Origin of the sequence: Fictibacillus sp. WQ 8-8 (genome assembly GCF_024494405.1) — a bacterium.
Taxonomy (GTDB): Bacteria; Bacillota; Bacilli; order Bacillales; family Fictibacillaceae; genus Fictibacillus_C; species Fictibacillus_C marinisediminis.
Genome location: NZ_JAMXKG010000005.1, coordinates 112,629 through 135,688, shown reverse-complemented (window position 1 = coordinate 135,688; position 23,060 = coordinate 112,629). Strand labels below are relative to the sequence as shown.

Annotated in this window: 19 protein-coding genes and 2 tRNA genes; all 21 read left to right on the top strand. The window is 44.8% G+C overall.

Translation table 11 applies throughout. The annotated features are described in order from the left end of the window. Positions 1-2: 2 nt before the first annotated feature. The 21 genes from rph (at position 3) to yihA (ending at position 23,045) form a co-directional block, all read left to right on the top strand. The gene (gene rph / locus M1K46_RS12615; protein WP_256226249.1) at positions 3-740 is read left to right on the top strand and encodes a ribonuclease PH; all 738 of its coding nucleotides are present in this window, start codon (positions 3-5) and stop codon (positions 738-740) included. A gap of 14 nt (positions 741-754) precedes the next feature. Next, positions 755-1,348 carry an XTP/dITP diphosphatase gene (locus tag M1K46_RS12610; RefSeq protein WP_256226248.1) on the top strand — a complete coding sequence of 198 codons (594 nt, stop codon included), beginning with the start codon at positions 755-757 and terminating at the stop codon, positions 1,346-1,348. Positions 1,349-1,362: 14 nt separating this feature from the next. Continuing rightward, a complete protein-coding gene (locus M1K46_RS12605) occupies positions 1,363-1,878 on the top strand; it encodes a metallophosphoesterase family protein (protein WP_091004088.1) in 516 nt (171 codons plus the stop codon). 98 nt (positions 1,879-1,976) lie between these two features. Further along, positions 1,977-2,050: transfer RNA gene (locus tag M1K46_RS12600), tRNA-Gly, on the top strand. 178 nt (positions 2,051-2,228) lie between these two features. After that, positions 2,229-2,305 (top strand) — tRNA-Arg (locus M1K46_RS12595). Positions 2,306-2,635: 330 nt separating this feature from the next. Next, complete coding sequence (ilvE, locus tag M1K46_RS12590; RefSeq protein ID WP_062234014.1) at positions 2,636-3,541, top strand: branched-chain-amino-acid transaminase; 906 nt, start codon at positions 2,636-2,638, stop codon at positions 3,539-3,541. A 25-nt stretch (positions 3,542-3,566) separates the two neighbouring features. Then, positions 3,567-5,234, top strand: a complete 1,668-nt coding sequence (gene ilvD, locus M1K46_RS12585; RefSeq protein WP_256226247.1) for a dihydroxy-acid dehydratase — start codon at positions 3,567-3,569, stop codon at positions 5,232-5,234. A 183-nt stretch (positions 5,235-5,417) separates the two neighbouring features. Next, positions 5,418-5,570, top strand: a complete 153-nt coding sequence (locus tag M1K46_RS12580) for a hypothetical protein (protein WP_175501799.1) — start codon at positions 5,418-5,420, stop codon at positions 5,568-5,570. A 14-nt stretch (positions 5,571-5,584) separates the two neighbouring features. Continuing rightward, positions 5,585-7,303 (top strand): acetolactate synthase large subunit, encoded by a 1,719-nt coding sequence (ilvB, locus tag M1K46_RS12575; protein WP_062234019.1) that lies wholly within the window; start codon positions 5,585-5,587, stop codon positions 7,301-7,303. Then, positions 7,300-7,818, top strand: a complete 519-nt coding sequence (gene ilvN, locus M1K46_RS12570; protein WP_053357650.1) for an acetolactate synthase small subunit — start codon at positions 7,300-7,302, stop codon at positions 7,816-7,818. The genes ilvB and ilvN overlap by 4 nt, the downstream gene beginning before the upstream one ends. Before the next feature lie 33 nt (positions 7,819-7,851). Beyond that, positions 7,852-8,883 carry a ketol-acid reductoisomerase gene (gene ilvC / locus M1K46_RS12565; RefSeq protein ID WP_062234022.1) on the top strand — a complete coding sequence of 344 codons (1,032 nt, stop codon included), beginning with the start codon at positions 7,852-7,854 and terminating at the stop codon, positions 8,881-8,883. Continuing rightward, positions 8,870-10,411, top strand: a complete 1,542-nt coding sequence (locus M1K46_RS12560; protein ID WP_256226245.1) for a 2-isopropylmalate synthase — start codon at positions 8,870-8,872, stop codon at positions 10,409-10,411. The genes ilvC and M1K46_RS12560 overlap by 14 nt, the downstream gene beginning before the upstream one ends. 21 nt (positions 10,412-10,432) lie before the next feature. Continuing rightward, positions 10,433-11,530: a 3-isopropylmalate dehydrogenase gene (leuB, locus tag M1K46_RS12555; protein WP_256226244.1), complete on the top strand. Its 1,098-nt coding sequence runs from the start codon at positions 10,433-10,435 to the stop codon at positions 11,528-11,530. Between the two features lie 15 nt (positions 11,531-11,545). Continuing rightward, entirely contained in the window at positions 11,546-12,979 is a 1,434-nt protein-coding gene (gene leuC, locus M1K46_RS12550) for a 3-isopropylmalate dehydratase large subunit (protein ID WP_256226243.1), read from the top strand. Next, positions 12,966-13,556, top strand: a complete 591-nt coding sequence (gene leuD, locus M1K46_RS12545; RefSeq protein ID WP_091004111.1) for a 3-isopropylmalate dehydratase small subunit — start codon at positions 12,966-12,968, stop codon at positions 13,554-13,556. The genes leuC and leuD overlap by 14 nt, the downstream gene beginning before the upstream one ends. 268 nt (positions 13,557-13,824) lie before the next feature. Then, positions 13,825-14,877, top strand: coding sequence for a hypothetical protein (locus M1K46_RS12540; protein WP_256226242.1), 1,053 nt, complete (start codon positions 13,825-13,827; stop codon positions 14,875-14,877). A gap of 114 nt (positions 14,878-14,991) precedes the next feature. Further along, positions 14,992-16,287, top strand: coding sequence for a trigger factor (tig, locus tag M1K46_RS12535; RefSeq protein WP_256226241.1), 1,296 nt, complete (start codon positions 14,992-14,994; stop codon positions 16,285-16,287). A gap of 380 nt (positions 16,288-16,667) precedes the next feature. Next, the gene (clpX, locus tag M1K46_RS12530) at positions 16,668-17,942 is read left to right on the top strand and encodes an ATP-dependent protease ATP-binding subunit ClpX (protein WP_053357658.1); all 1,275 of its coding nucleotides are present in this window, start codon (positions 16,668-16,670) and stop codon (positions 17,940-17,942) included. A 275-nt stretch (positions 17,943-18,217) separates the two neighbouring features. After that, entirely contained in the window at positions 18,218-19,891 is a 1,674-nt protein-coding gene (gene lonB, locus M1K46_RS12525; protein ID WP_062234043.1) for an ATP-dependent protease LonB, read from the top strand. A 242-nt stretch (positions 19,892-20,133) separates the two neighbouring features. Next, a complete protein-coding gene (gene lon, locus M1K46_RS12520; RefSeq protein ID WP_256226240.1) occupies positions 20,134-22,458 on the top strand; it encodes an endopeptidase La in 2,325 nt (774 codons plus the stop codon). Further along, positions 22,455-23,045: a ribosome biogenesis GTP-binding protein YihA/YsxC gene (gene yihA, locus M1K46_RS12515; RefSeq protein ID WP_053357661.1), complete on the top strand. Its 591-nt coding sequence runs from the start codon at positions 22,455-22,457 to the stop codon at positions 23,043-23,045. The genes lon and yihA overlap by 4 nt, the downstream gene beginning before the upstream one ends. Positions 23,046-23,060 lie beyond the last annotated feature (15 nt).

Sequence of the window (23,060 nt, the reverse complement as noted above, 5' to 3'; positions counted from 1 at the left end):
TGATGAGGAATGACGGAAGGGCGAACAACGAACTAAGGCCCGTAAAGATGGATAAAGATTACATAAAACATCCGGAAGGAGCTGTCCTCATAGCAGTAGGTGACACAAAAGTGATTTGTACTGCAAGCATCGAAGAAAGAGTTCCTCCGTTTATGAGAGGTCAGGGCAAAGGCTGGATAACAGCTGAATATTCGATGCTTCCGCGAGCGACAGAACAGCGTACGATCCGTGAGTCTAGCAAGGGGAAAGTAACGGGCCGCACAATGGAGATCCAGCGTCTGATCGGAAGAGCGCTCCGTTCCGTTGTTGACCTTCCCAAAATCGGAGAGCGGACAATCTGGGTGGATTGTGATGTCATTCAAGCTGACGGAGGGACGCGGACGGCTTCCATTACAGGAGCGTTTGTTGCGATGGTATTAGCGTTTGGTAAGCTTTTGGAGACCAAAGCGATCAAGCAAATGCCGGTAAGTGATTTTCTTGCTGCTACTTCTGCAGGTATTGACGAAAAAGAAGGAGCCCTGCTGGATTTGAATTATGCCGAAGATTCCACTGCTTCAGTAGACATGAATATTGTCATGACCGGCAGCGGAGATTTTGTCGAGCTTCAAGGAACAGGAGAGGAAGCGGCTTTTTCTTATCAGCAGCTGCAGACACTGCTCGAATTAGGGAATAAAGGTGTCACTGAATTGATCGGCATTCAGAAGGAAGTGCTCGGTGATCTGGCGAAACTAATTAAGTAAGGCAGGTATTGATGATGAAAAAAGTACTGATTGCGACGAAGAACGAAGGTAAAGTAAAAGAATTTACATTTATGTTCTCAGAGATGGGATTGGAAGTGACCTCTCTGCTGGATGTGGAGAACACTCCGGATGTTGAAGAAACAGGAACCACATTTGCTGAAAATGCAGCATTAAAAGCAGAAGAAATCTCAGAACTTTACAATATTCCTGTTATCGCGGATGATTCAGGACTTGTTATAGACGCTTTAGACGGCAGGCCGGGTGTTTTCTCGGCCCGATATGCGGGAATAGAAAAAGACGATAATAAAAATATGGACAAAGTGCTTGACGAGATGCGAAGCGTACCGCCTGAAGAGCGCAGTGCGAGATTTGTGTGTGCACTCGCCGTTGCAAGTCCAGGTAGGGAAACACTGATCGTTGAAGGGCATTGTGAAGGTGAGATCGGCTATAAAAAAACAGGAAGCAACGGCTTCGGCTATGATCCAATCTTTGTCGTCGGGCATACTTCGTCCACTATGGCAGAGCTCACAAAAGAAGAGAAAAACCAAATCAGCCATCGTGCAAATGCAATGGCGAAGCTTAAGGATCAGATGCATCTGCTGTTTTAGGAGGTTAGCCAACTGTGAAAGTTTTAATCGTCAGTGACAGCCACGGATATAAAAAGGAACTGGAAATGATCAAAGACCGTCACCGAGGTGAAGTAGAAGCAATGATTCATTGCGGAGATTCCGAGCTTACTGCTGATTCCCGCGAATTAAAGGATTTTATCACGGTGCAGGGCAATATGGATTATGCTGCGCCTGACCTTCCTACAGAAGCTATAGAGCTGATTGGGGACACTTGCTTTTATGTCACGCACGGCCACCTGTATAATGTGAAAATGTCACTCGTATCACTAACCTACCGAGGAGAAGAAACGGGAGCTAAGGTTATTTGTTACGGACACTCTCACACAGCGCACAGCTTTGAGAAGAACGGCCATATCTATATCAATCCAGGCAGCATCAGAATGCCAAGAGAACGTTTTGAAAAAACCTACGCGATCTGTGAGGTTGAAGGCAGTACGGTGAATGTATACTTTTTGGACCTTGAAGGAAAAGAAGTAGAAGACCTTAGAAGTGAATTTCAGCTTTCTTAACAATGGGGAGATTTTTCTCCCCAAATCTGTTGACATACTGAATGGGATATAGTATATTTACTTATGTCGCTGATGTTAGTGACCTAAGTTACCTACTTGCGGGTGTAGTTTAGTGGTAAAACAAGAGCCTTCCAAGCTCTGGTCGTGAGTTCGATTCTCATCACCCGCTCCATTTGCTATTTCTCACGTCGCAATGGAAACAAACAGGCAAGACTTTTTTATACTGGAAAAGTCAAAGAGAATTGATTGATCATAACGTTTTCCCCGAGGAAAACAAAACTGTGTGCCCGCAGCGCTCTGCAATCGCATGAAGTTGCATTGCTAAGCGGAAAGGGCTCTAAAATACATATGTCCCAGTAGCTCAGCCGGATAGAGCATACGCCTTCTAAGCGTACGGTCGGGAGTTCGAATCTCTCCTGGGACGCCATCTAACATACATACTATAGACACCTTTTTCAGTACATCGATTAAATGTACTGAAAAAGGTGTCTTTTTTTTGTCTTCTTTTGCTGAACTAAAGAGTGCTTGGACTATTTTTGTAAGCGCTTCAAAAATGTTTACAATGGACACGTTTCGTTTTCTTTTCTCTTTGGCACAAAGGATGTAAGCGGATACAAAAAAAGCTGAATAAACTGAAAATTAATTTTTTTCAAAAAAGGTGGTTGACCTAGAACAAAAAGGGGCGTAACATAATCAACAATTATCAGATTCTATTTAAATATTCGAACAATTTACGAAGGAGAAAAGGAGGATCACGATGTTAGAACAATGGGTTTATGTAGACGGTGAATTTGTCTTGAAAGAAGATGCCAAAATCTCTGTTTATGATCACGGATTTTTGTACGGAGATGGGGTGTTTGAAGGCATTCGAGTCTACAATGGAAATGTTTATCGGCTTGATGAACATCTACAGCGTCTGTTTGAATCAGCTCAATCCATCATGTTAACCATTCCGCACACAAAAGAGGAGCTGACAAAAATTATCGTCGAGACGCTCCAAAAAAACCAATATCGTGATGCCTACATCCGTTTAGTCATATCCCGTGGAAGAGGGAATCTTGGCCTGGATCCATTTACCTGTGAAAAACCGGGGGTTATCATCATTGCAGAACAGCTGGCTCTCTTCCCTAAAAAACTTTATGAGACTGGAATCGAAATTGTGACAGTTGCGAGCCGCAGGAACCGCGCAGATGTTTTGAGTCCAAAAGTAAAATCATTGAATTACTTAAACAACATACTCGTCAAAATTGAAGCCAATCTGGCGGGTGTCAGCGAAGCGCTTATGCTGAACGACCAAGGTTATGTCGCCGAAGGTTCTGCAGATAACGTATTTATTGTTAAAGGAAATAGCATCAAAACACCGCCGGGTTACCTGGGGGCGCTTGAAGGAATTACGAGGAACGCTATCGTTGAGATCGCTGCAGAACTTGGATACAACGTTAGCGAAGAGCCATTTACAAGACACGATGTGTACGTGGCTGATGAAGTGTTTCTTACAGGGACGGCTGCTGAAGTCATTGCTGTTATAAAAGTGGACGGCAGGGTAATCGGTGAAGGTGTTCCTGGAAAACACACGAACATTTTGCTGCAAGCGTTCAGGCAAAGAGTTGTCGAAGAGGGAGTCAAAGTCTATCCGGCTTCCACTACCGTACAAGCGGGTTAATCATACGTAACAGGAGTTGTGGTCTATGCGCAGTAACATGATAAAAAAAGGAATTGACCGGGCACCGCATCGCAGCTTGCTGCATGCTGCCGGTGTCAAAGAGGAAGACATGAACAAGCCATTTATCGGGGTCTGTAACTCGTATGTAGATATCATTCCGGGACATATGCACCTCAATAAAGTGGGCGAACAAGTTAAGCAAGCCATCCGTGAAGCAGGCGGTGTCCCGTTTGAGTTTAATACCATCGGCGTCGATGATGGGATTGCCATGGGGCACATCGGGATGCGTTATTCGCTTCCGAGCCGGGAAATTATTGCTGATTCAGCGGAAACAGTCATTAATGCCCACTGGTTTGACGGAGTCTTTTTTATTCCAAACTGTGACAAGATAACGCCGGGCATGCTGATGGCAGCAGTTAGAACGAATGTACCTGCCGTATTCGTTTCAGGCGGCCCAATGGAAGCAGGGAAATCATCCGCTGGAAAATCACTTTCGCTCGTTTCTGTATTCGAAGGAGTCGGATCACATCTTTCCGGTAAGATGTCGAGGGAAGAACTGCTGGAGCTTGAAACAAGCGCCTGTCCGACCTGCGGATCCTGTTCCGGAATGTTCACCGCAAACAGCATGAACTCCATTATGGAAATGCTAGGAATTACATTGCCGGGAAACGGGACACTCGTCGCCACTTCGAAAGAGCGGGATAAGCTCTATAAAGATGCTGCCTCCTGTTTGATGGATCTGGTCGAACGCGATATCCGGCCAAGAGACATTATTACAAAAGAAGCCATAGATGATGCTTTTGCATTGGATATGGCCATGGGAGGATCAACAAACACCGTACTTCATATGCTGGCCATCGCACATGAGGCGGGGATCGAATACGATCTTAAACGAATTAATGAAGTAGCTGAGAGGGTTCCTTATTTATCAAAGATCAGTCCCGCATCCGACTACACGATGCAGGATGTCCATGATGCCGGTGGAGTCAGTGCCATCATGAAACAGCTCTGCCACATTGAAGGAGCAGTTCATAAAGACCGGATCACGATTACGGGGAAAACTCTCTATGAAAATATAAAAGATGCTTCCATTACAAACAGCGATGTAATCAGATATCCTGATAACGCCTACAGTCCTGTAGGAGGACTCTCCATTCTATATGGAAACCTTGCACCTGACGGCTGTGTGATCAAGGTGGGCGGTGTAGATCCATCGATCAAATATTTTGAAGGAGAAGCCATCGTCTTTGAATCACAGGATGAAGCGTTAGAAGGCATCAACAGCGGAAAAGTAAAAGAAGGCCACGTAGTGGTTATCCGGTATGAAGGCCCCAAAGGCGGACCTGGAATGCCTGAGATGCTTTCACCGACCTCCGCAATCGCTGGAATGGGACTAAGCACAAAGGTCGCTTTAATTACAGACGGAAGATTTTCAGGAGCATCCAGGGGAATTTCCATCGGTCATATTTCTCCTGAAGCAGCTGAAGGCGGTCCAATCGCATTCCTGGAGAACGGAGACCACATTTTCATTGATTTGACTCAAAGATCGATCAACATCATGCTGAGCAACGAAGAACTGGAAAGCAGAAAGACGGATTGGAGACAGCCTGAACCAAAAATTAAACAAGGCTATCTCGCCCGTTACTCCAAGCTGGTTACTTCAGCCAATACTGGCGGAGTTCTAAAAATATAAACTTTTAGTAAAAAAGTTAAATAATTCAAAATCGATGAAGGGGAAGAATGATAACAGAGTATTCACAGAGAGCCGGAAGCGCTGGGAACCGGTAATGCTCTTATCAGGACCTCACCCCTGAGTGTCTGTCCGAAAGCCATTGGCCAGTAGGGCAGGCCGAGTTAACCCGAAAGAGGAGTTAACTTGTTATCAAACCGGGCGAACATATTCGTCCATGAGGCGGCCAAGCAGCATAGCCGCGAAGAAGGGTGGTACCGTGAAAAGAAGCCTTTTCACCCCTTTGGCAGGATTACACTGTCATTTTGGGTGGGAAGGCTTTTTATTATGATTTTATAAGGGAGGAATCAGGAATGAAAGCCAGCTGGGTGGCTGATGAAGAGAAAAGCAAAGTTCAAATGATGTCAGGAGCAGACATGCTGATGGAGGCACTTGAAAAAGAAGGGGTAGACGTCTTGTTCGGCTATCCTGGAGGTGCTGTCCTTCCAATCTATGATGCCCTTTACAAGAAAAATATCAGACATATTTTAACCCGCCATGAGCAAGGAGCCATCCATGCAGCTCAAGGGTTTGCAAGGGTTACCGGAAAAGCAGGAGTTGTCATCGCCACCTCGGGGCCGGGGGCAACCAATCTCGTTACTGGAATTGCTGATGCCATGATTGATTCTCTCCCGCTTGTCATCTTCACCGGGCAGGTGGCAACAACTGTAATCGGTACGGACGCTTTCCAGGAAGCTGATATTGTCGGTGTAACGATGCCTATCACCAAACATAACTACCAGGTAAGAAGAGTGGAAGACCTCCCCGGGATCGTCCAGGAAGCTTTTCATATCGCTCAGACAGGAAGGCCAGGTCCGGTTCTGGTAGACATTCCAAAAGATATTTCGACTGCTTTAGGGGCATTTTCTACACCGAAAGAAGTCACACTGCCAGGTTACCAGCCAACAGTCATGCCGAACCTTCTCCAAGTAAAACGGCTGGCAGACGCCATTGCCACTGCAAAAAAACCTGTCATTCTTGCAGGTGCGGGTGTGCTGTTCGCTGGAGCAGAGAATGAAATCCTTACCTTGGCTGAACAGCATCGGATTCCGGTCGCCAATACATTGCTCGGGCTTGGCAGCTTCCCATCCGATCATCCCCTTTTCCTGGGAATGGCCGGTATGCATGGCACCTATGCCTCGAATATTGCTCTGCACGAGTGTGATCTCCTGATTGGAATCGGAGCACGGTTCGATGACCGTTTGACAGGTGATCTAAATCACTTCGCCAAGAAAGCAGCCGTTGCCCATATTGACATTGATCCGGCTGAGATCGGCAAGAACGTGGAAACTCTGATTCCGATTGTCGGTTGTGCAAAGCATACCGTTTCAGCATTGCTTCGAGAAAGCACATCGTCAGGAGATACGACAGAATGGGTCTATCATTTATCTGAGCTGAAGAGCAGTTATCCGCTCTGGTATAAAAAAGACGGTGAAACGCTAAAACCCCAGAGATTGCTTGAAATCATTCATGAGGAAACAAAAGGGGAAGCGGTCATTACGACAGATGTGGGACAGCATCAGATGTGGACAGCGCAATATTATGGTTTTTCCAAACCAAACCGCTGGGTAACTTCAGGAGGATTAGGAACGATGGGATTCGGATTCCCGGCAGCAATCGGGGCGAAAATTGGAAATCCAGAACTTCCTGTTGTTGCTGTAACAGGTGATGGCGGATTCCAAATGACATTACAAGAGCTATCTGTTCTTCAAGAATTGAAGCTGCCTGTCATCATTGTCATCGTTAATAACCAGTCACTTGGAATGGTTAGGCAGTGGCAGGAGATCTTTTACGAAGAACGTTATTCACAATCCCTCATTCCTGTTCAGCCTGACTTTGTAAAACTGGCAGCCGCATATGGCATTGACGCTGCGGTTGTTACTACAGAAGAGGATGCCAAAGTGAAGCTTGCACAGGCACTGGAGTCCAATTCTCCTTTCCTTCTCGACTGCAGGGTAACTTCGGATGAAAATGTCTATCCGATGATTGCTCCCGGGAAAGGGATTCATCAAATGATTGGGGTGAAACCATGAGGCGCATTATAACAGCTACCGTTTTAAACCAGAGCGGTGTGTTAAACCGGCTGACAGGACTCCTGACAAAAAGGCAATTTAACATTGAGAGCATCACGGTAGGACATTCGGATGATCCGGGGATATCAAAAATTACGATTGTTGTGCAGGTCGAGGATGACAGAAAACTCGAACAGCTGCTTAAACAGCTGCATAAACAGATCGATGTGCTGAAAGTAAAAGATCTCACCGATATGGCACTTGTAGCCAGGGAATTGGCACTGATTAAAGTGATTACCACACCAGATACACGGAGTGAGATTAAAGTTATTATTGAGCCTTTCAGAGCAGCCATCATTGATGTAAGCCTTGAAAACGTCACGATTGAGGTGACAGGCGACAATGAAAAAGTAGAGGCATTGATCGAGCTGCTGCGGCCATACGGAATTAAGGAAATTTCCAGAACAGGGCTTACCGCAATGCCGCGCGGAACACAAAAAACAGTGTATAACCTGAATCAGTTTTCTATTATCTAAAAATAACTATAAAACCTAGGGAGAGATGTAAAAATGGCAAAAGTTTATTATGACAAGGAAATCGCTGATCAATACTTAAACGGAAAAAAGGTAGCAGTTATTGGATATGGATCTCAAGGGCATGCCCACGCTTTGAACTTGAAAGAAAGCGGATATGACGTTGTAGTTGGTGTAAGACAGGGGAAATCATTTGACCAGGCGGTTGAAGATGGTGTCCGAGTAGCATCTGTAGAAGAAGCTTCCAATGAAGCGGATGTCATCATGATTCTTCTGCCGGATGAACTTCAGCCTCAAGTCTATAAAAAGGAGATCGAACCGGCGCTGACTCCAGGGAAGGCACTTGTTTTTGCGCATGGTTTCAATGTTCATTTCCATCAGATCGTTCCGCCGGATTTCGTGGATGTATTCCTTGTTGCTCCTAAAGGACCGGGACATCTTGTAAGACGGACTTATGAAGCTGGAGCTGGGGTTCCTGCGCTGATCGCAGTTTATCAGGATGTGACGGGAACTGCGAAAGAAACGGCGCTTGAATATGCAAAAGGGATTGGAGCTGCAAGAGCCGGCGTTCTTGAAACAACCTTTAAAGAAGAAACCGAAACGGATCTGTTCGGTGAGCAGGCTGTCTTGTGCGGAGGATTGACTTCACTTGTTAAGACAGGTTTTGAAACTCTTGTAGAAGCCGGGTACCAGCCAGAAGTCGCCTACTTTGAATGTCTGCACGAGCTGAAGCTGATTGTTGACTTAATGTACGAAGGCGGCCTTGAAGGAATGAGATATTCCATTTCTGATACAGCTCAATGGGGCGATTTCCAATCCGGTCCAAGAGTCGTAGATGAGGATACAAGAACGAAAATGAGAGCGGTTCTGAAGGATATCCAAAGCGGAGAGTTTGCTAAAGGCTGGATCTTGGAAAATCAGGCAAACCGCCCAGTGTTCCATGCCATCAATGAGAGTGAAAAACATCATCCGATTGAAGTAGTCGGCCGCGAGTTAAGAGCAATGATGCCTTTTGTTAAACAACAAAAGGAAAAAACGAAGGAGGCGGTGACAAGTGCGAAAAATTGATATCTTTGACACAACATTGAGAGACGGAGAGCAAACGGCAGGAGTGAACTTGAATGCCCAGGAAAAACTTGAGATAGCCAAACAGCTCGAGAGGCTCGGTGTAGATGTCATTGAAGCAGGGTTCCCGGCTGCCTCCCCTGGTGATCTTGCAGCGGTAAAAAGAATCTCCGATGAAATCAAGAACAGTTCGGTAACTGGCCTCGCCCGTTCGACGACAAAGGATATTGATGCGGCATGGGAAGCATTAAAAGGATCACCTGAACCTCGGCTGCATGTTTTCTTAGCAACATCGCCGATCCACATGACATATAAACTAAAGAAAACTCCGGATGAAGTGGTTGAAACAGCCGTTCGATCTGTGAAATACGCACGCGAGCATTTTCCAATCGTACAATGGTCGGCAGAAGATGCTTGCCGGTCAGATCTGGCTTTTCTCGTAAAAATCATTGAGCAAGTGATTGATGCCGGTGCCACCGTCATTAATCTTCCGGATACTGTTGGCTATTACAGCCCTGCTGAATATGGGCATCTTTTCCGGTACGTGAGAGAGCATGTACCAAACATCCATAAGGCGAAATTATCTGCTCATTGCCATGATGACCTTGGCATGTCTGTTGCTAATTCATTAGCAGCGATCGAGAACGGAGCCGATCAGATTGAATGTACGATCAACGGAATCGGTGAAAGAGCGGGCAATGCTTCATTAGAAGAAATTGCCGTAGCACTCGCCATCCGAAATACCTTTTATAAAGCGGAAACACGTTTGGAACTGAAAGAGATCAGCCGCACGAGCGGACTCGTCAGCAGACTGACAGGAATCAGCGTTCCGCCGAATAAGGCTGTAGTCGGAAGAAATGCCTTTGCTCATGAATCTGGAATCCATCAGGATGGTGTGCTAAAAGAAAAATCAACGTATGAGATTATCACTCCCGAACTTGTTGGAGTATCCTCCAACCAGCTCGTTCTCGGAAAGCATTCAGGAAGGCACGCATTCCGGAAACATATTAACAAACTGGGCTTTGAACCCGGTGAGGAACAGCTTAATGAACTGTTCAACGAATTTAAAGCACTGGCCGACCGGAAGAAGGAGCTCACAGAAGAAGACATTCTGGCCCTCCTTCTCGAACATCAAATCCAGCCGCCAGTCCCTATGTACCAGTTAGGTGATATTCAGGTGAACTATGGCACGAACAATATTCCTACTGCAACCATTACCCTAAAAGCGCCAGACGGAAAGAGCATCCAGGAAGCAGGCACGGGCTCAGGAAGTGTAGAGGCCATTTACAATACATTGGATAAAATGCTGCCGCTGCCTGTACAGCTGAAAGATTACCGTATTCAATCCGTCGGTTCAGGAAGAGATGCATTAGCACAGGTCTATGTTCTGCTAAAGTACGAGGAACAGGAAATCAACGGAAGCGGAACCGCTCAGGATGTGCTTCAAGCATCAGCAAAAGCATATGTTCATGCGTTAAACAAAACGATTATGAACGTTCAAAAAGAAGAATTAGTGAAAGTCAGTCTATAAATTTTATGAGGAGGGGTCAAGATGGAAAAAACAATTACAGTCTTGCCGGGTGACGGAATCGGACCGGAAGTAATGAAAGGGGCATTGCGGGTGCTCAAAGCCATTGAATCCCGATTTCAGCATCGTTTTACAGTGACCGAGATGCCGATCGGCGGTAAAGCCATCGATGAGACAGGAAATCCACTGCCCCCTGAAACGCTTGAACAATGCAAAAAGAGTGACGCGGTTCTTTTGGGAGCCGTGGGTGGACCTAAATGGGATGGCATGGATCAGCGTCCCGAACACGGACTGCTCCAAATCCGTAAGGAACTCAACGTTTTCGCCAATCTGAGGCCGGTTAAAGCATTCAGTCCATTAGCAGATATTTCTCCGCTAAAACCTGAACTGATCGAAAATGTAGACTTGGTGTTTGTAAGAGAACTGACAGGCGGCTTGTATTTCGCTCAGCCAAAAGGAAGAACAGGATCCGATGAAGCGGTAGACACGCTGTACTACCATAGGCAAGAGATTGAAAGAGTAGTGAAAAAGGCGTTTGAACTCGCGGCTTCCAGAACCGGAAAGCTGACTTCAGTGGATAAAGCCAATGTGCTGGAATCAAGCAAACTATGGAGGGAAGTTGTAAACGAAATAGCGAAGAGCTTTCCAGATGTTAAAGTTGAACACATGCTTGTTGACAATGCGGCCATGCAGCTTGTCCGGAACCCTGCACAATTTGATGTCATCGTGACAGAGAATATGTTTGGCGACATCTTGTCTGATGAAGCCTCCATGATTACGGGATCTCTTGGAATGCTTGCTTCGGCATCATTGAGTGAAGAAGGTGCAGGATTGTATGAACCCGTTCATGGTTCAGCTCCTGATATTGTAGGAACTAATACGGCCAATCCGCTGGGAATGGTCCTTTCAGCAGCAATGATGCTCAGACATTCCTTTCATATGAACGAAGAGGCGGATGCCATTGAAATGGCTGTTCAGGAAGTCCTGAACGCGAAATTCCGTACGGGTGACATACAAACCAAAAAGAGCAGAGTCTCTACAACAGATGAAATGGTGGAACAGTTGGTTTACCGGCTGGAGGAAGACGCGGCGGCCGCAACGCTGCTTGAAGTATATGTGTAAGGAGGAAGGTGCAAAATGGCAAAAACAATCATAGATAAAATCTGGGACAATCACGCAGTCATTCAGGAAAAGAACAAGCCCGCTCTTTTATATATTGACCTGCACCTCCTTCATGAGGTGACTTCCCCGCAAGCCTTTGCCGGCTTGCGGGAAAAAAATAGAAAAGTCCGAAAACCCGGCCTTTGTTTTGCAACGATGGATCATAACATACCGACCAAAAATCGGTTTGTCATTGATGACCGCATCGCGCTGAAGCAAATTCAAACCCTTGAGGAAAACTGCAAAGAATATGGTATTCATTTGGAAGGTCTTGACTCTGCTGACCAGGGAATCGTACATGTCATCGGTCCGGAGCTTGGCCTGACGGTACCCGGCAAAACCATCGTATGCGGAGACAGCCATACTTCTACACACGGAGCGTTTGGTGCCTTGGCTTTTGGGATTGGAACGAGCGAAGTGGAGCATGTTCTGGCCACCCAGACACTTTGGCAGCAAAAACCGAAGCAGCTCAAAGTGAATATTGAAGGAAAACCAGGATTCGGCGTAACAGCCAAAGACATTGTACTTGCTCTTATTGCCAGCCATGGTACTAACGCCGGTGCGGGACATGTCATTGAATTTACGGGAGAGACGGTAAGAAATTTCACAATGGAAGAACGGATGACATTGTGCAACATGTCCATTGAAGCGGGTGCGAAAGCAGGTTTGATTGAACCAGATGATACAACGTATGAGTATATTAGAGGAAGAAAATACGCTCCTAAAGATTATGAATTTGAAGAAAAAGTGAAGCAGTGGGAGGATCTTAAGTCGGATTCCAATGCCTCATACGACAAAGTTATCGAGATCGATGCATCAGAAGTTGAACCGATGGTCACCTGGGGAACGAATCCGTCAATGGGTGTGGGAATCTCTGAGAATGTTCCTTCATTTAAAGAAGGGCAACCAGAAAGAGAAAGAGAATCCCTGCAAAAAGCACTTGCCTATATGGGTCTAGCACCGGGACAGTCTCTGACTGAAGTACCTGTTCAGCACGTATTCATCGGGTCTTGTACAAATTCAAGGCTAAGTGATCTGAAGGCTGCAGCTCAAGTCATTAAAGGAAAAAAAGTTCACGCTGGGGTCAACGCGATTGTGGTTCCTGGTTCACAGCAAGTAAAAGTTAAGGCAGAAGAAGAAGGTCTGCACCATGTTTTTCAGGAAGCAGGCTTTGAATGGAGAGATTCAGGATGCTCCATGTGTCTTGGGATGAACCCGGATATCGTTCCGGAAGGCGAGAGATGTGTCTCCACATCCAACAGAAACTTTGAGGGCAGGCAGGGCAAAGGAGCGAGAACTCATCTTGTGAGTCCGGCTATGGCCGCAGCAGCTGCCATTGAAGGTAAATTCGTGGACGTCCGAAAATTTGTTTCAGGTACGAGAGAAGGTGAAGCGTATGCCAGGATTTAAGACTTTTACCGGAACAGCAGCCGTATTAGACCGTGAAAATGTGGATACAGATCAGATTATTCCTAAGCAATTCCTAAAACGGGTCGAGCGCAGTGGGTTTGGCCAGTATTTGTTTTTCGATTGGCGTTTCAACCGTGATGGCACCCCGAACGCTGAATTTGAACTGAATCAGGAGGATGCAGAGGGAGCTGAGGTTTTAATCGCAGGTGCAAATTTCGGATGCGGATCTTCGAGAGAGCACGCTCCATGGGCACTGAAGGATTATGGATTCAAAGTCATTATCGCTCCTGACTTTGCGGATATCTTCTATAATAACTCTTTGAAGAATGGCATTCTCGTCATCACCCTGCCTAAACCGGTGATTGATCAATTGAAAACCAGTTTGGAAAACGGGAATAAGAAGTTAACCGTCAGCCTGGACAGCCAGGAAATCTCTGCAGGTACAAAGGTGGCAGCTTCGTTCGATTTTGATCCCTATTGGAAAGAGATGCTGCAGAACGGCTGGGATGAAATTTCAATCACCATGCAGTATGATGAAGAGATCAGCCAATTCGAGAACAAGATGGGAGTAGTCTAACAGCCAAATGCAGCCGTTCACTTCCAAGATCCGGCCATTTGGTTTGAATAACAGTTAAGCGGGAATAATAGTGTTTAGTGGCATCGGGATGGCGTAAGCCTTCTATCCTATTATTCCCTATCCCTTATAGGGAAATTTGTACATATGAGCAATCCTGCACAATGGCTGTGCAGGATTTATTGTTACTTCCTGAAGACTGACTCATCTTGAGTTTACGCCTTTAAACTGTTAAACTGATGCAAATAGAAACTGGAAGTGAAGAAACCTAATGGCTAATGAAAAAAAAAGTAAGAAAATCAGCAATGTCGTACTGTTCCCTAATTTGCCGGCCAGATTGCTTGAAAAAGGAATGTCTTCCCTAAAAGCAAAGCAATTTAAGGAATCTTTATCCTGTTTTCTTCAGCTGCTGGAGATAGAACCGGGACATTCTCAGGGACATCTGGGTGTTGTGTTAAGCCTGATTGAACTTGGCCAGCTTCAAGAAGCGAAAATAAGAGCAGATAAAATGCTCAAGCAGGGAATCGGAGAATATTTTGATGTATTGCAGATTTATCTTTCTGTCCTTATTCAGCTTTCAGAATATGAATCCGTCGTGTCAGTTGTTGAAGCGGTGCTTGAGGAACATCAGCTTCCAGCCGCTCAGGCAGAATCCTTTTATCAGCTTTTGCATTTCAGCCGTAAGATGACAGATGATTCAGAACCGCCGATTGATCTATCACCAGAGCCGCACCAGGACCGTTCCAAAGAAATTGAAACCCTTCGGAACATGATGACAAGTGGTGAAATACATAACCAGTGGATTGCCATGCAGCAATTAAGCTATATGAATCCAGAGGATACTATAGCGGTTTACCGGGAGTTCTTAGAAAATGAAGAGGGTAACCCAGGCATCAAGACCATGGCACTAAACTATTTAAAATCAAAGGACATACAGGAAACCGTAACCTTACATAAGTTTGGAAATACCTATTCCATCAACATTCAGGAACTTCACGATGTCTATGAAGATCCATTTAACCTTGAAGTAAAAAAAGAATTGGAGGATCGGCTGGAACAGGATAATCCGACTCTGACAGAATTTGCTGTTACGATTTGGTGGGACTACATACTTGCTATTTATCCTCAGGTGCCCGAACCGGCAGATTCTCATTATTGGGCACGTGCCCTTCAGTGTGCAGCTGGTAAACTGAGCGGTATGGACACCTGTGATGCCATCGAATCCGAAATCGAGATCCATCCTGAAAGTTTAGAAAAAGCTGTCGAACAGCTCCTTGATATTGAGAGGTTTACGTTCGGCCCGAATAAATTTCAAGGATACTAATACGGAAACAATCCGGGTCTTTGTTGAAATACAAGTCTGTTATGATATAATGGAATGGTTGTAACGAAAATGTAAGATTTTCAATGAAATACGTAATGTTGGAGGGAACTTTGAATGAGTGCAAAATGGGAAAAGTTAGAAGGTAATCAAGGTGTCTTAACGATTGAAGTTGAGGCTTCTGAAGTAGATACAGCTCTTGACCAGGCATTTAAAAAAGTGGTTAAACAGGTAAACGTACCAGGTTTCCGTAAAGGAAAAATGCCAAGAAAAATGTTTGAACAGCGTTTTGGAGTAGAATCTCTATACCAAGATGCTCTGGACATCATCTTGCCGCAAGCATACAGCCAAGCTGTAGAAGAAGCTGGAATTGATCCAGTTGACCGTCCAGAGGTTGACATCGAGCAAATGGAAAAAGGAAGCAACCTTGTTTTCACTGCTAAAGTTACAGTAAAACCTGAAGTTAAGCTTGGTGAATATAAAGGGCTTGAAGTTACTGAATTCGACGCATCTGTAACAGACGAAGATGTTGACAGCGAAATCAAGCGTCTTCAAGAGCAGCAAGCTGAGCTTGTTGTAAAAGAAGAAGGCGAAGTAGAAAACGGTGATACAGCTGTTATCGATTTCGAAGGATTCGTTGACGGAGAAGCGTTCGAAGGCGGAAAAGCTGAGAACTATCCACTTGAAATCGGATCTGGTTCTTTCATCCCTGGATTTGAAGAGCAATTGATCGGAGACAAAGCAGGTACTGAAAAAGAGGTTAACATTACGTTCCCTGAAGAATACCATGCAACTGAGCTTGCTGGTAAGCCTGCAGTCTTCAAAGTGAAAATCCATGAAATTAAATCAAAACAGCTTCCTGAGCTAAACGACGAGTTTGCTAAAGAAGCTGATGCAGAAGTTGAAACGCTTGACGCTCTTAAAGCAAGCATCCGTACGAAGCTTGAAGAAAGCAAAAAGCATGAAGCTGAGCACCACACTCGCGATACAGTCGTTGACAAAGCGGTTGATGCAGCAGAAGTAGATATTCCAGAAGCAATGGTCAACACAGAATTAGACCGTATGGTTCAAGAATTTGGACAACGTCTGCAAATGCAAGGTATGAACCTTGACCTTTACTTCCAGTTCTCTGGCACGGATGAAGCTGCTCTTCGTGAGCAAATGAAAGAAGATGCTGGAAAACGCGTGAAAACGAACCTAGTACTTGAAGCGATCTCTGAAGCTGAAAAAATTGAAGTTACGGAAGAAGAAATCAATGAAGAGCTTAAGAAAATGGCTGAAATGTACAACATGGACGTAGAGAAAATTACGCAAATGCTTGCTATGCAAGGCGGAAACGACGCTGTAGCAGCTGATCTTAAAATCAGAAAAGCTATTGACCTGCTAGTGGATAACAGCAAAACAATTGCATAAGATAGAGTAAGGTCTGGCAAGGCACGAACTTTTCGTGCCTTGTTTTATATAATTATTTATCATTCTTGGCAGGAAAAAGCGCTTTTTTATTGAAACTTTTTTAAAGGCTTTATTTTAGGATTAAGGTTTTAAAATAAGCCATAAGGTTAATACTTATAGAACACATTGATTCCAGCCAAATACATACTATTAATTGTCAAGGAAGGGTTTTTATTTCCGTTCATTAGGGGATATATGATACAATCCAATACATAAACTTGCGGAAATGAAATCAGTAAGCACTTGAAATAATTGCTTGCGGTGTAATGAAACAAGCATATCTGGAAACGGTATGAAAAGGTAATTGGTTTCATCCAATTTAAGGTTTAGGGGTGATTTCATTGTTTAAATTCAATGACGAAAAAGGGCAGCTGAAATGTTCCTTTTGTGGAAAAACGCAGGATCAAGTTCGTAAACTGGTAGCAGGACCAGGTGTATATATTTGTGACGAATGTATCGAGCTATGCACTGAAATTGTGGAAGAGGAGCTTGGTACAGAAGAGGATGTAGAGCTTAAGGAAGTTCCGAAACCAATGGAAATCCGCAAGATTCTCGATGAATATGTCATTGGCCAGGAACAGGCTAAGAAGTCTCTTTCCGTAGCAGTATATAACCACTACAAACGCATTAATTCTTCACAAAAGTCCGATGAAGTGGAGCTTGCAAAAAGTAACATCGCCATGATCGGGCCTACAGGAAGCGGTAAAACGCTATTGGCTCAAACGCTTGCCAGAATCCTAAATGTTCCTTTCGCTATTGCTGATGCGACTTCTTTAACAGAAGCCGGTTATGTGGGCGAAGACGTTGAGAACATTTTGCTTAAATTGATTCAAGCGGCTGATTACGATGTAGAAAAAGCTGAAAAAGGCATTATTTACATTGATGAAATCGATAAAATTGCCAGAAAGTCTGAAAATCCTTCCATTACCCGTGATGTATCTGGTGAAGGTGTACAGCAGGCCCTTCTTAAAATCTTAGAAGGTACCGTTGCAAGCGTACCTCCGCAAGGCGGAAGAAAGCATCCGCATCAGGAGTTCATTCAAATCGATACCACAAATATTCTATTTATTTGCGGTGGTGCATTTGATGGCATCGAACAAATCATCAAACGCCGTTTAGGGAAAAAAGTCATCGGATTCAGCTCTGAATCCAGACAGGCAGAACTTAAAGCAGGAGAATACCTGGCAAAAGTATTGCCTGAAGATTTGCTTCGCTTTGGTCTTATCCCGGAATTCATCGGCCGTCTGCCTGTGACTGCAAGTCTAACTCCGCTTGATGAGGATGCACTTGTTGAAATTTTGACAAAACCAAAAAATGCGCTCGTTAAGCAATACCAAAAGCTTCTTGATCTTGATGGTGTTGAACTTGAGTTCAACGAAGAAGCTCTTACTGAAATTGCTAATCAGGCTATCGAACGCAAAACTGGTGCACGTGGTCTGCGTTCTATTATTGAAGGAATGATGCTGGACGTTATGTTTGAACTTCCTTCCCGTGAAGACGTGGCTAAGTGTATCATTACAAAAGAAACGGTAGCTGATAAAGTTCCGCCAAAACTCGAACTTGAGGACGGCACAATTGTGGAACCTAAAAAGGAAACACCGAAAGAAAGTGCGTAAGAAGAATTAAAACCAGCCTCTAGGGGCTGGTTTTTTTGTTTTGGGTTTTATTTAACATAGTGTTGATTTTCGTTTTTAATAAGTACTGACCCTGAAAGAGACCCTCAGGTTATTACTGCCAACAGTCGACACCATTGACTAACAAAGCCTATGTTTTTATCTATGAAAACTTGAGCGATTCTAAAGCATAACCTCCTCACCTTTTCCATTTTCTCTGTTTAGTCCAGTACCCACTCGGAGATACTAGGAGCATAAAAAAAATTCGGGAGGAAGAAATGAACTGGACTGGAATCGCTTTACTCATTCAGCTGTTTTTTGGAATTGTAATTGGACTTTACTTTTGGAACTTGTTGAAGAGCCAGCGCACTCAGAAAGTGAGTATTGATAAAGAATCAAAGAAGGAAATGGACCAATTGCGGAAGATGCGGTCGATCTCTTTGACTGAACCGCTGTCTGAACGAGTCAGACCGGGGAAGTTTGCTGATATCGTCGGCCAGCAGGATGGTATCAAGGCTCTGCATGCTGCGCTTTGCGGACCTAATCCACAGCATGTGATTGTTTATGGACCTCCAGGTGTCGGAAAAACCGCTGCAGCACGTCTCGTACTCGAAGAGGCCAAGCGGAATAAGAAGTCACCATTCCGTCCCACTTCGGTGTTCGTTGAATTGGATGCAACGACAGCCAGATTTGACGAACGTGGGATTGCAGATCCTTTGATCGGTTCCGTTCATGACCCAATCTATCAGGGAGCGGGGGCGATGGGGCAGGCAGGAATTCCACAGCCAAAACAAGGAGCGGTAACAAACGCTCACGGCGGCGTCCTTTTTATTGATGAAATTGGAGAACTTCACCCGATTCAGATGAATAAATTGCTCAAAGTACTAGAAGACCGAAAAGTATTTTTAGAGAGCGCTTATTATAATGAAGAAAATACAAACATACCTTCACACATCCATGATATTTTTCAAAATGGCCTTCCTGCTGATTTTAGGCTAATTGGGGCAACCACACGAACGCCTGATGAAATTCCGCCTGCTATCCGATCACGTTGTCTGGAAGTCTTCTTTAGAGAGCTTCAGCCTCCCGAAATTCAGCAGATCGCTATGAAAGCAGCAGATAAAGTAACCATGAATGTAGAAGAAGATTCGGTCGAGCTGCTCTCCAAGTATGCTAAAAATGGCCGTGAAGCCGTAAATATGATGCAGATTGCAGCAGGGCTGGCGATTACAGAAGACCGAAATTTCATCAAAAAAGCGGATTTGGAATGGGTCATCCATTCCAGCCAGATGACTCCGCGTCCAGAGAGTAAGATCTCTGAAGAACCAAAGGTGGGGCTAGTAAACGGACTTGCAGTCTACGGCCCTAACAGCGGATCATTGCTGGAGATTGAAGTCACCGTTTTACCTGCGAAAAAACAGGGTACGATTACGATAACAGGTATAGTGGAAGAAGAATCGATCGGCAATAATACAAAATCAATCAGAAGAAAAAGCCTGGCAAAAGGATCGGTCGAAAATGTACTGACCGTCCTTCGAAATATGGGAGTAGATTCTGCGCTGTATGATATTCATGTCAATTTTCCAGGCGGCGGGCCGGTCGATGGGCCGTCAGCAGGGATCGCGATCGCGACTTCAATTTATTCAGCGATCCACAATGTGGAGATTGATAATGAACTGGCTATGACCGGTGAATTAAGCGTACATGGAAAAGTGAAGCCGGTCGGAGGCGTGATGGCCAAAGTATTAGCCGCTAAACTTGCGGGAGTCAAGAAGGTCATCATTCCAAAAGATAACGATCAGGCTATACTTCGGGAGATCACTGGCATAGAGATCATTCCAGTGACAAAATTATCTCAGGTGTTTCAACTCGCTTTTCCTGAAATGGATAAAGGTAATCAGCAGGCCATTCCTGCTTCAGCCTTTTTACAGTCCCCTCCTAAATCTGTCTGAAGAGGGGGCTTTGCTTTCGAGTATGAAAATGAGCTCCAATTAGACAAAATGGCTCTTTATAGGTAGAATTGTACAAAGACTGAAGAAATTTCTTCATTGTCTTGTGGCATTACAATTGTATGTTAAAGCTCTCTGAGGCGAACTCAATACTGCTGTGAAGCTGAAAATGCCATTAATCTAAAAATAGGCTGCATGAATTTGAAATCATTCAATACATTAAGCAGTATTCGGAGGTGTGTTAAATGGACGAACAAACAACCCGCATCCTTCCCCTCCTTCCTCTTCGCGGCCTGCTGGTGTATCCCACCATGGTGCTTCACCTTGATGTAGGAAGGGAAAAATCCGTACAGGCATTGGAGCAAGTCATGCTTGATGATCAGCATATTTTCCTTTCAACACAAAAGGAAGTAGCTGTAGAAGATCCGAGCGGTGAACAAATATATGAAATCGGAACCCTTTCAAAAGTAAATCAGATGCTAAAGCTCCCGAACGGCACGATCCGTGTGCTCGTTGAAGGTATTAAGCGCGGAAAAATAAAGCAGTTCATCGACCGTGAGGAATACTTGGAGGTAGAAGTAGAACTGATAGAAGACAAGGGCGAAAAGGATTTGGAAATTCAGGCCCTTATGAGAACGGCTCTTCAGCAATTTGAGCAGTACATAAACCTTTCCAAAAAGGTAACACCTGAAACGTTGGCTTCTGTGCAAGATATCGAAGAACCGGGACGATTGGCAGATGTGATTTCTTCCCATCTATCGTTAAAAATTAAAGAAAAACAGCATATTCTTGAAATTGTTGACGTAAAGGAACGATTGAATCATCTTATTTCCATCCTGAACAATGAAAAAGAAGTATTAGGGTTGGAGAAGAAGATCGGCCAGCGTGTCAAAAAGGCGATGGAAAAGACACAGAAGGAATATTACCTTCGTGAACAGATGAAAGCCATTCAGAAAGAACTTGGAGATAAAGAGGGCAAAACAGGCGAAATCTCCTCGCTCAAAGAAAGAATTGAAAAATCGGATATGCCTGAAAATGTGCAGGAGATTGCACTTAAAGAATTGGATCGCTATGAAAAAATGCCAGGGTCTTCTGCTGAGAGCTCGGTCATTCGAAACTATATCGACTGGCTGATCAATTTGCCTTGGACAAAGGAAACGAAAGATCAGCTGGACATCATCCGTACAGAAAAGATCTTAAACGAAGATCATTACGGACTTGAAAAAGTAAAAGAGCGTGTGCTGGAGTATTTGGCTGTTCAGCAGTTAACCAATTCATTGAAAGGGCCCATCCTTTGTCTTGTCGGACCGCCTGGTGTCGGTAAAACGTCGCTCGCGCGTTCCATTGGAAAAGCGATCGGAAGAAATTTTGTCCGCATTTCTCTTGGAGGAGTGCGTGATGAAGCGGAAATCCGAGGCCATCGCAGAACATATGTCGGTGCGATGCCTGGCCGACTCATACAGGGAATGAAGAAGGCAGGTACGATCAATCCAGTGTTCCTTCTTGATGAGATCGATAAAATGTCCAATGACTTCAGAGGCGATCCATCCTCTGCCCTATTGGAAGTCCTGGATCCGGAACAAAATAATTCGTTCAGCGACCATTTCATCGAAGAACCTTATGATCTTTCCAAGGTTATGTTCATTACAACAGCGAACAGCCTGGCGACCATCCCTGGCCCGCTGCTTGACCGTATGGAGATCATTTCAATCGCAGGGTATACAGAAGTGGAAAAAGTTCATATCGCTAAAAATCACCTTATTCCAAAACAATTAAAAGAGCACGGCTTGACAAAATCGCAGTTTCAGCTGAAAGAAGATGCCATTCTTAAACTCGTTCGAAGCTATACGAGAGAAGCAGGCGTTAGGAGCATGGAGCGCCAGATTGCAGGCTTATGCAGAAAAGCGGCCAAACAGATCGTGTCAGGAGAGAAGAAAAGGGTTACCATCACTGACAAAAACCTCGAGAGCTATATTGGAAAACCGCGCTTCCGATATGGCCAGGCTGAGATGGAAGATCAGGTAGGAGCAGCTACAGGCTTGGCGTATACAACCGCAGGCGGCGATACGCTGTCTATTGAAGTCGCTCTTACGCCTGGAAAAGGGAAATTGATTCTTACCGGTAAGCTCGGAGACGTAATGAAGGAATCCGCCCAGGCGGCGCTGAGCTACGTTCGTTCCAGAGCAGAGGAGTTCGAAATTGATCCGGACTTTTATGAAAAGACGGACATTCATATTCACGTTCCGGAGGGAGCAACACCGAAGGACGGACCTTCTGCAGGTATTACCATCGCAACGGCATTGGTATCCGCACTTTCAGGAAAGCCTGTTCGCAAGGATGTAGGCATGACGGGTGAAATCACACTTCGCGGCCGTGTTCTGCCGATCGGCGGCTTAAAAGAAAAATCATTAAGCGCCCATCGTGCAGGAATCCAAACTGTTATCATGCCTAAAGAAAATGAAAAAGACATAGATGATATCCCGGAAAGTGTCCGCAGCAGTCTTGCGTTTATACCGGTATCTCATCTGGATGAAGTGTTAAAACATGCGTTAGTGGGAGATAGTAAATGAAAGTAACAAAAGCAGATATCGTCATTTCGGCAGTAAAGCCTGAGCAGTATCCTGAAGACCAGCTACCGGAAATCGGCCTCGCCGGCCGTTCAAACGTTGGGAAGTCTTCATTTATTAATAAAATGATTGCACGCAAAAACCTGGCCAGAACATCATCACGGCCAGGTAAGACGCAAACTCTTAATTTCTACATCATCAATGAGCAGCTCTATTTCGTGGATGTTCCGGGATACGGATTTGCTAAAGTTTCAAAGAGCGAGAGAGAAGCCTGGGGCAGGATGATTGAACGTTATATCATGGAAAGGCCACAGCTGAAAGCTGTTGTCCAGCTCGTTGATATACGCCATGCACCGTCCAAAGACGATGTGATAATGTATGATTGGCTGAAATATCATGACATCCCTGTCATCGTTGTCGCCACCAAGTGTGACAAGATTCCAAAAGGAAAATGGGAAAAACATTTAAAAGTCGTCCGTGACACATTGAAAAAGAAACCAGACGATCCGCTGATTCTTTTTTCTTCTGAAACGGGCTATGGGAAGGATGCTGCATGGAGCACCATCCTTGGATACACACAAAAAAAATAAACCAGAGCATCTGCT

Coding starts and splice junctions, on each gene's coding strand:
- rph (WP_256226249.1), top strand. CDS start 3: ATGAGGAATGACGGAAGGGCGAACAACGAACTAAGGCCCGTAAAGATG.
- M1K46_RS12610 (WP_256226248.1), top strand. CDS start 755: ATGAAAAAAGTACTGATTGCGACGAAGAACGAAGGTAAAGTAAAAGAA.
- ilvE (WP_062234014.1), top strand. CDS start 2,636: ATGTTAGAACAATGGGTTTATGTAGACGGTGAATTTGTCTTGAAAGAA.
- ilvD (WP_256226247.1), top strand. CDS start 3,567: ATGCGCAGTAACATGATAAAAAAAGGAATTGACCGGGCACCGCATCGC.
- ilvB (WP_062234019.1), top strand. CDS start 5,585: ATGAAAGCCAGCTGGGTGGCTGATGAAGAGAAAAGCAAAGTTCAAATG.
- ilvN (WP_053357650.1), top strand. CDS start 7,300: ATGAGGCGCATTATAACAGCTACCGTTTTAAACCAGAGCGGTGTGTTA.
- ilvC (WP_062234022.1), top strand. CDS start 7,852: ATGGCAAAAGTTTATTATGACAAGGAAATCGCTGATCAATACTTAAAC.
- leuB (WP_256226244.1), top strand. CDS start 10,433: ATGGAAAAAACAATTACAGTCTTGCCGGGTGACGGAATCGGACCGGAA.
- leuC (WP_256226243.1), top strand. CDS start 11,546: ATGGCAAAAACAATCATAGATAAAATCTGGGACAATCACGCAGTCATT.
- leuD (WP_091004111.1), top strand. CDS start 12,966: ATGCCAGGATTTAAGACTTTTACCGGAACAGCAGCCGTATTAGACCGT.
- M1K46_RS12540 (WP_256226242.1), top strand. CDS start 13,825: ATGGCTAATGAAAAAAAAAGTAAGAAAATCAGCAATGTCGTACTGTTC.
- tig (WP_256226241.1), top strand. CDS start 14,992: ATGAGTGCAAAATGGGAAAAGTTAGAAGGTAATCAAGGTGTCTTAACG.
- lonB (WP_062234043.1), top strand. CDS start 18,218: ATGAACTGGACTGGAATCGCTTTACTCATTCAGCTGTTTTTTGGAATT.
- lon (WP_256226240.1), top strand. CDS start 20,134: ATGGACGAACAAACAACCCGCATCCTTCCCCTCCTTCCTCTTCGCGGC.
- yihA (WP_053357661.1), top strand. CDS start 22,455: ATGAAAGTAACAAAAGCAGATATCGTCATTTCGGCAGTAAAGCCTGAG.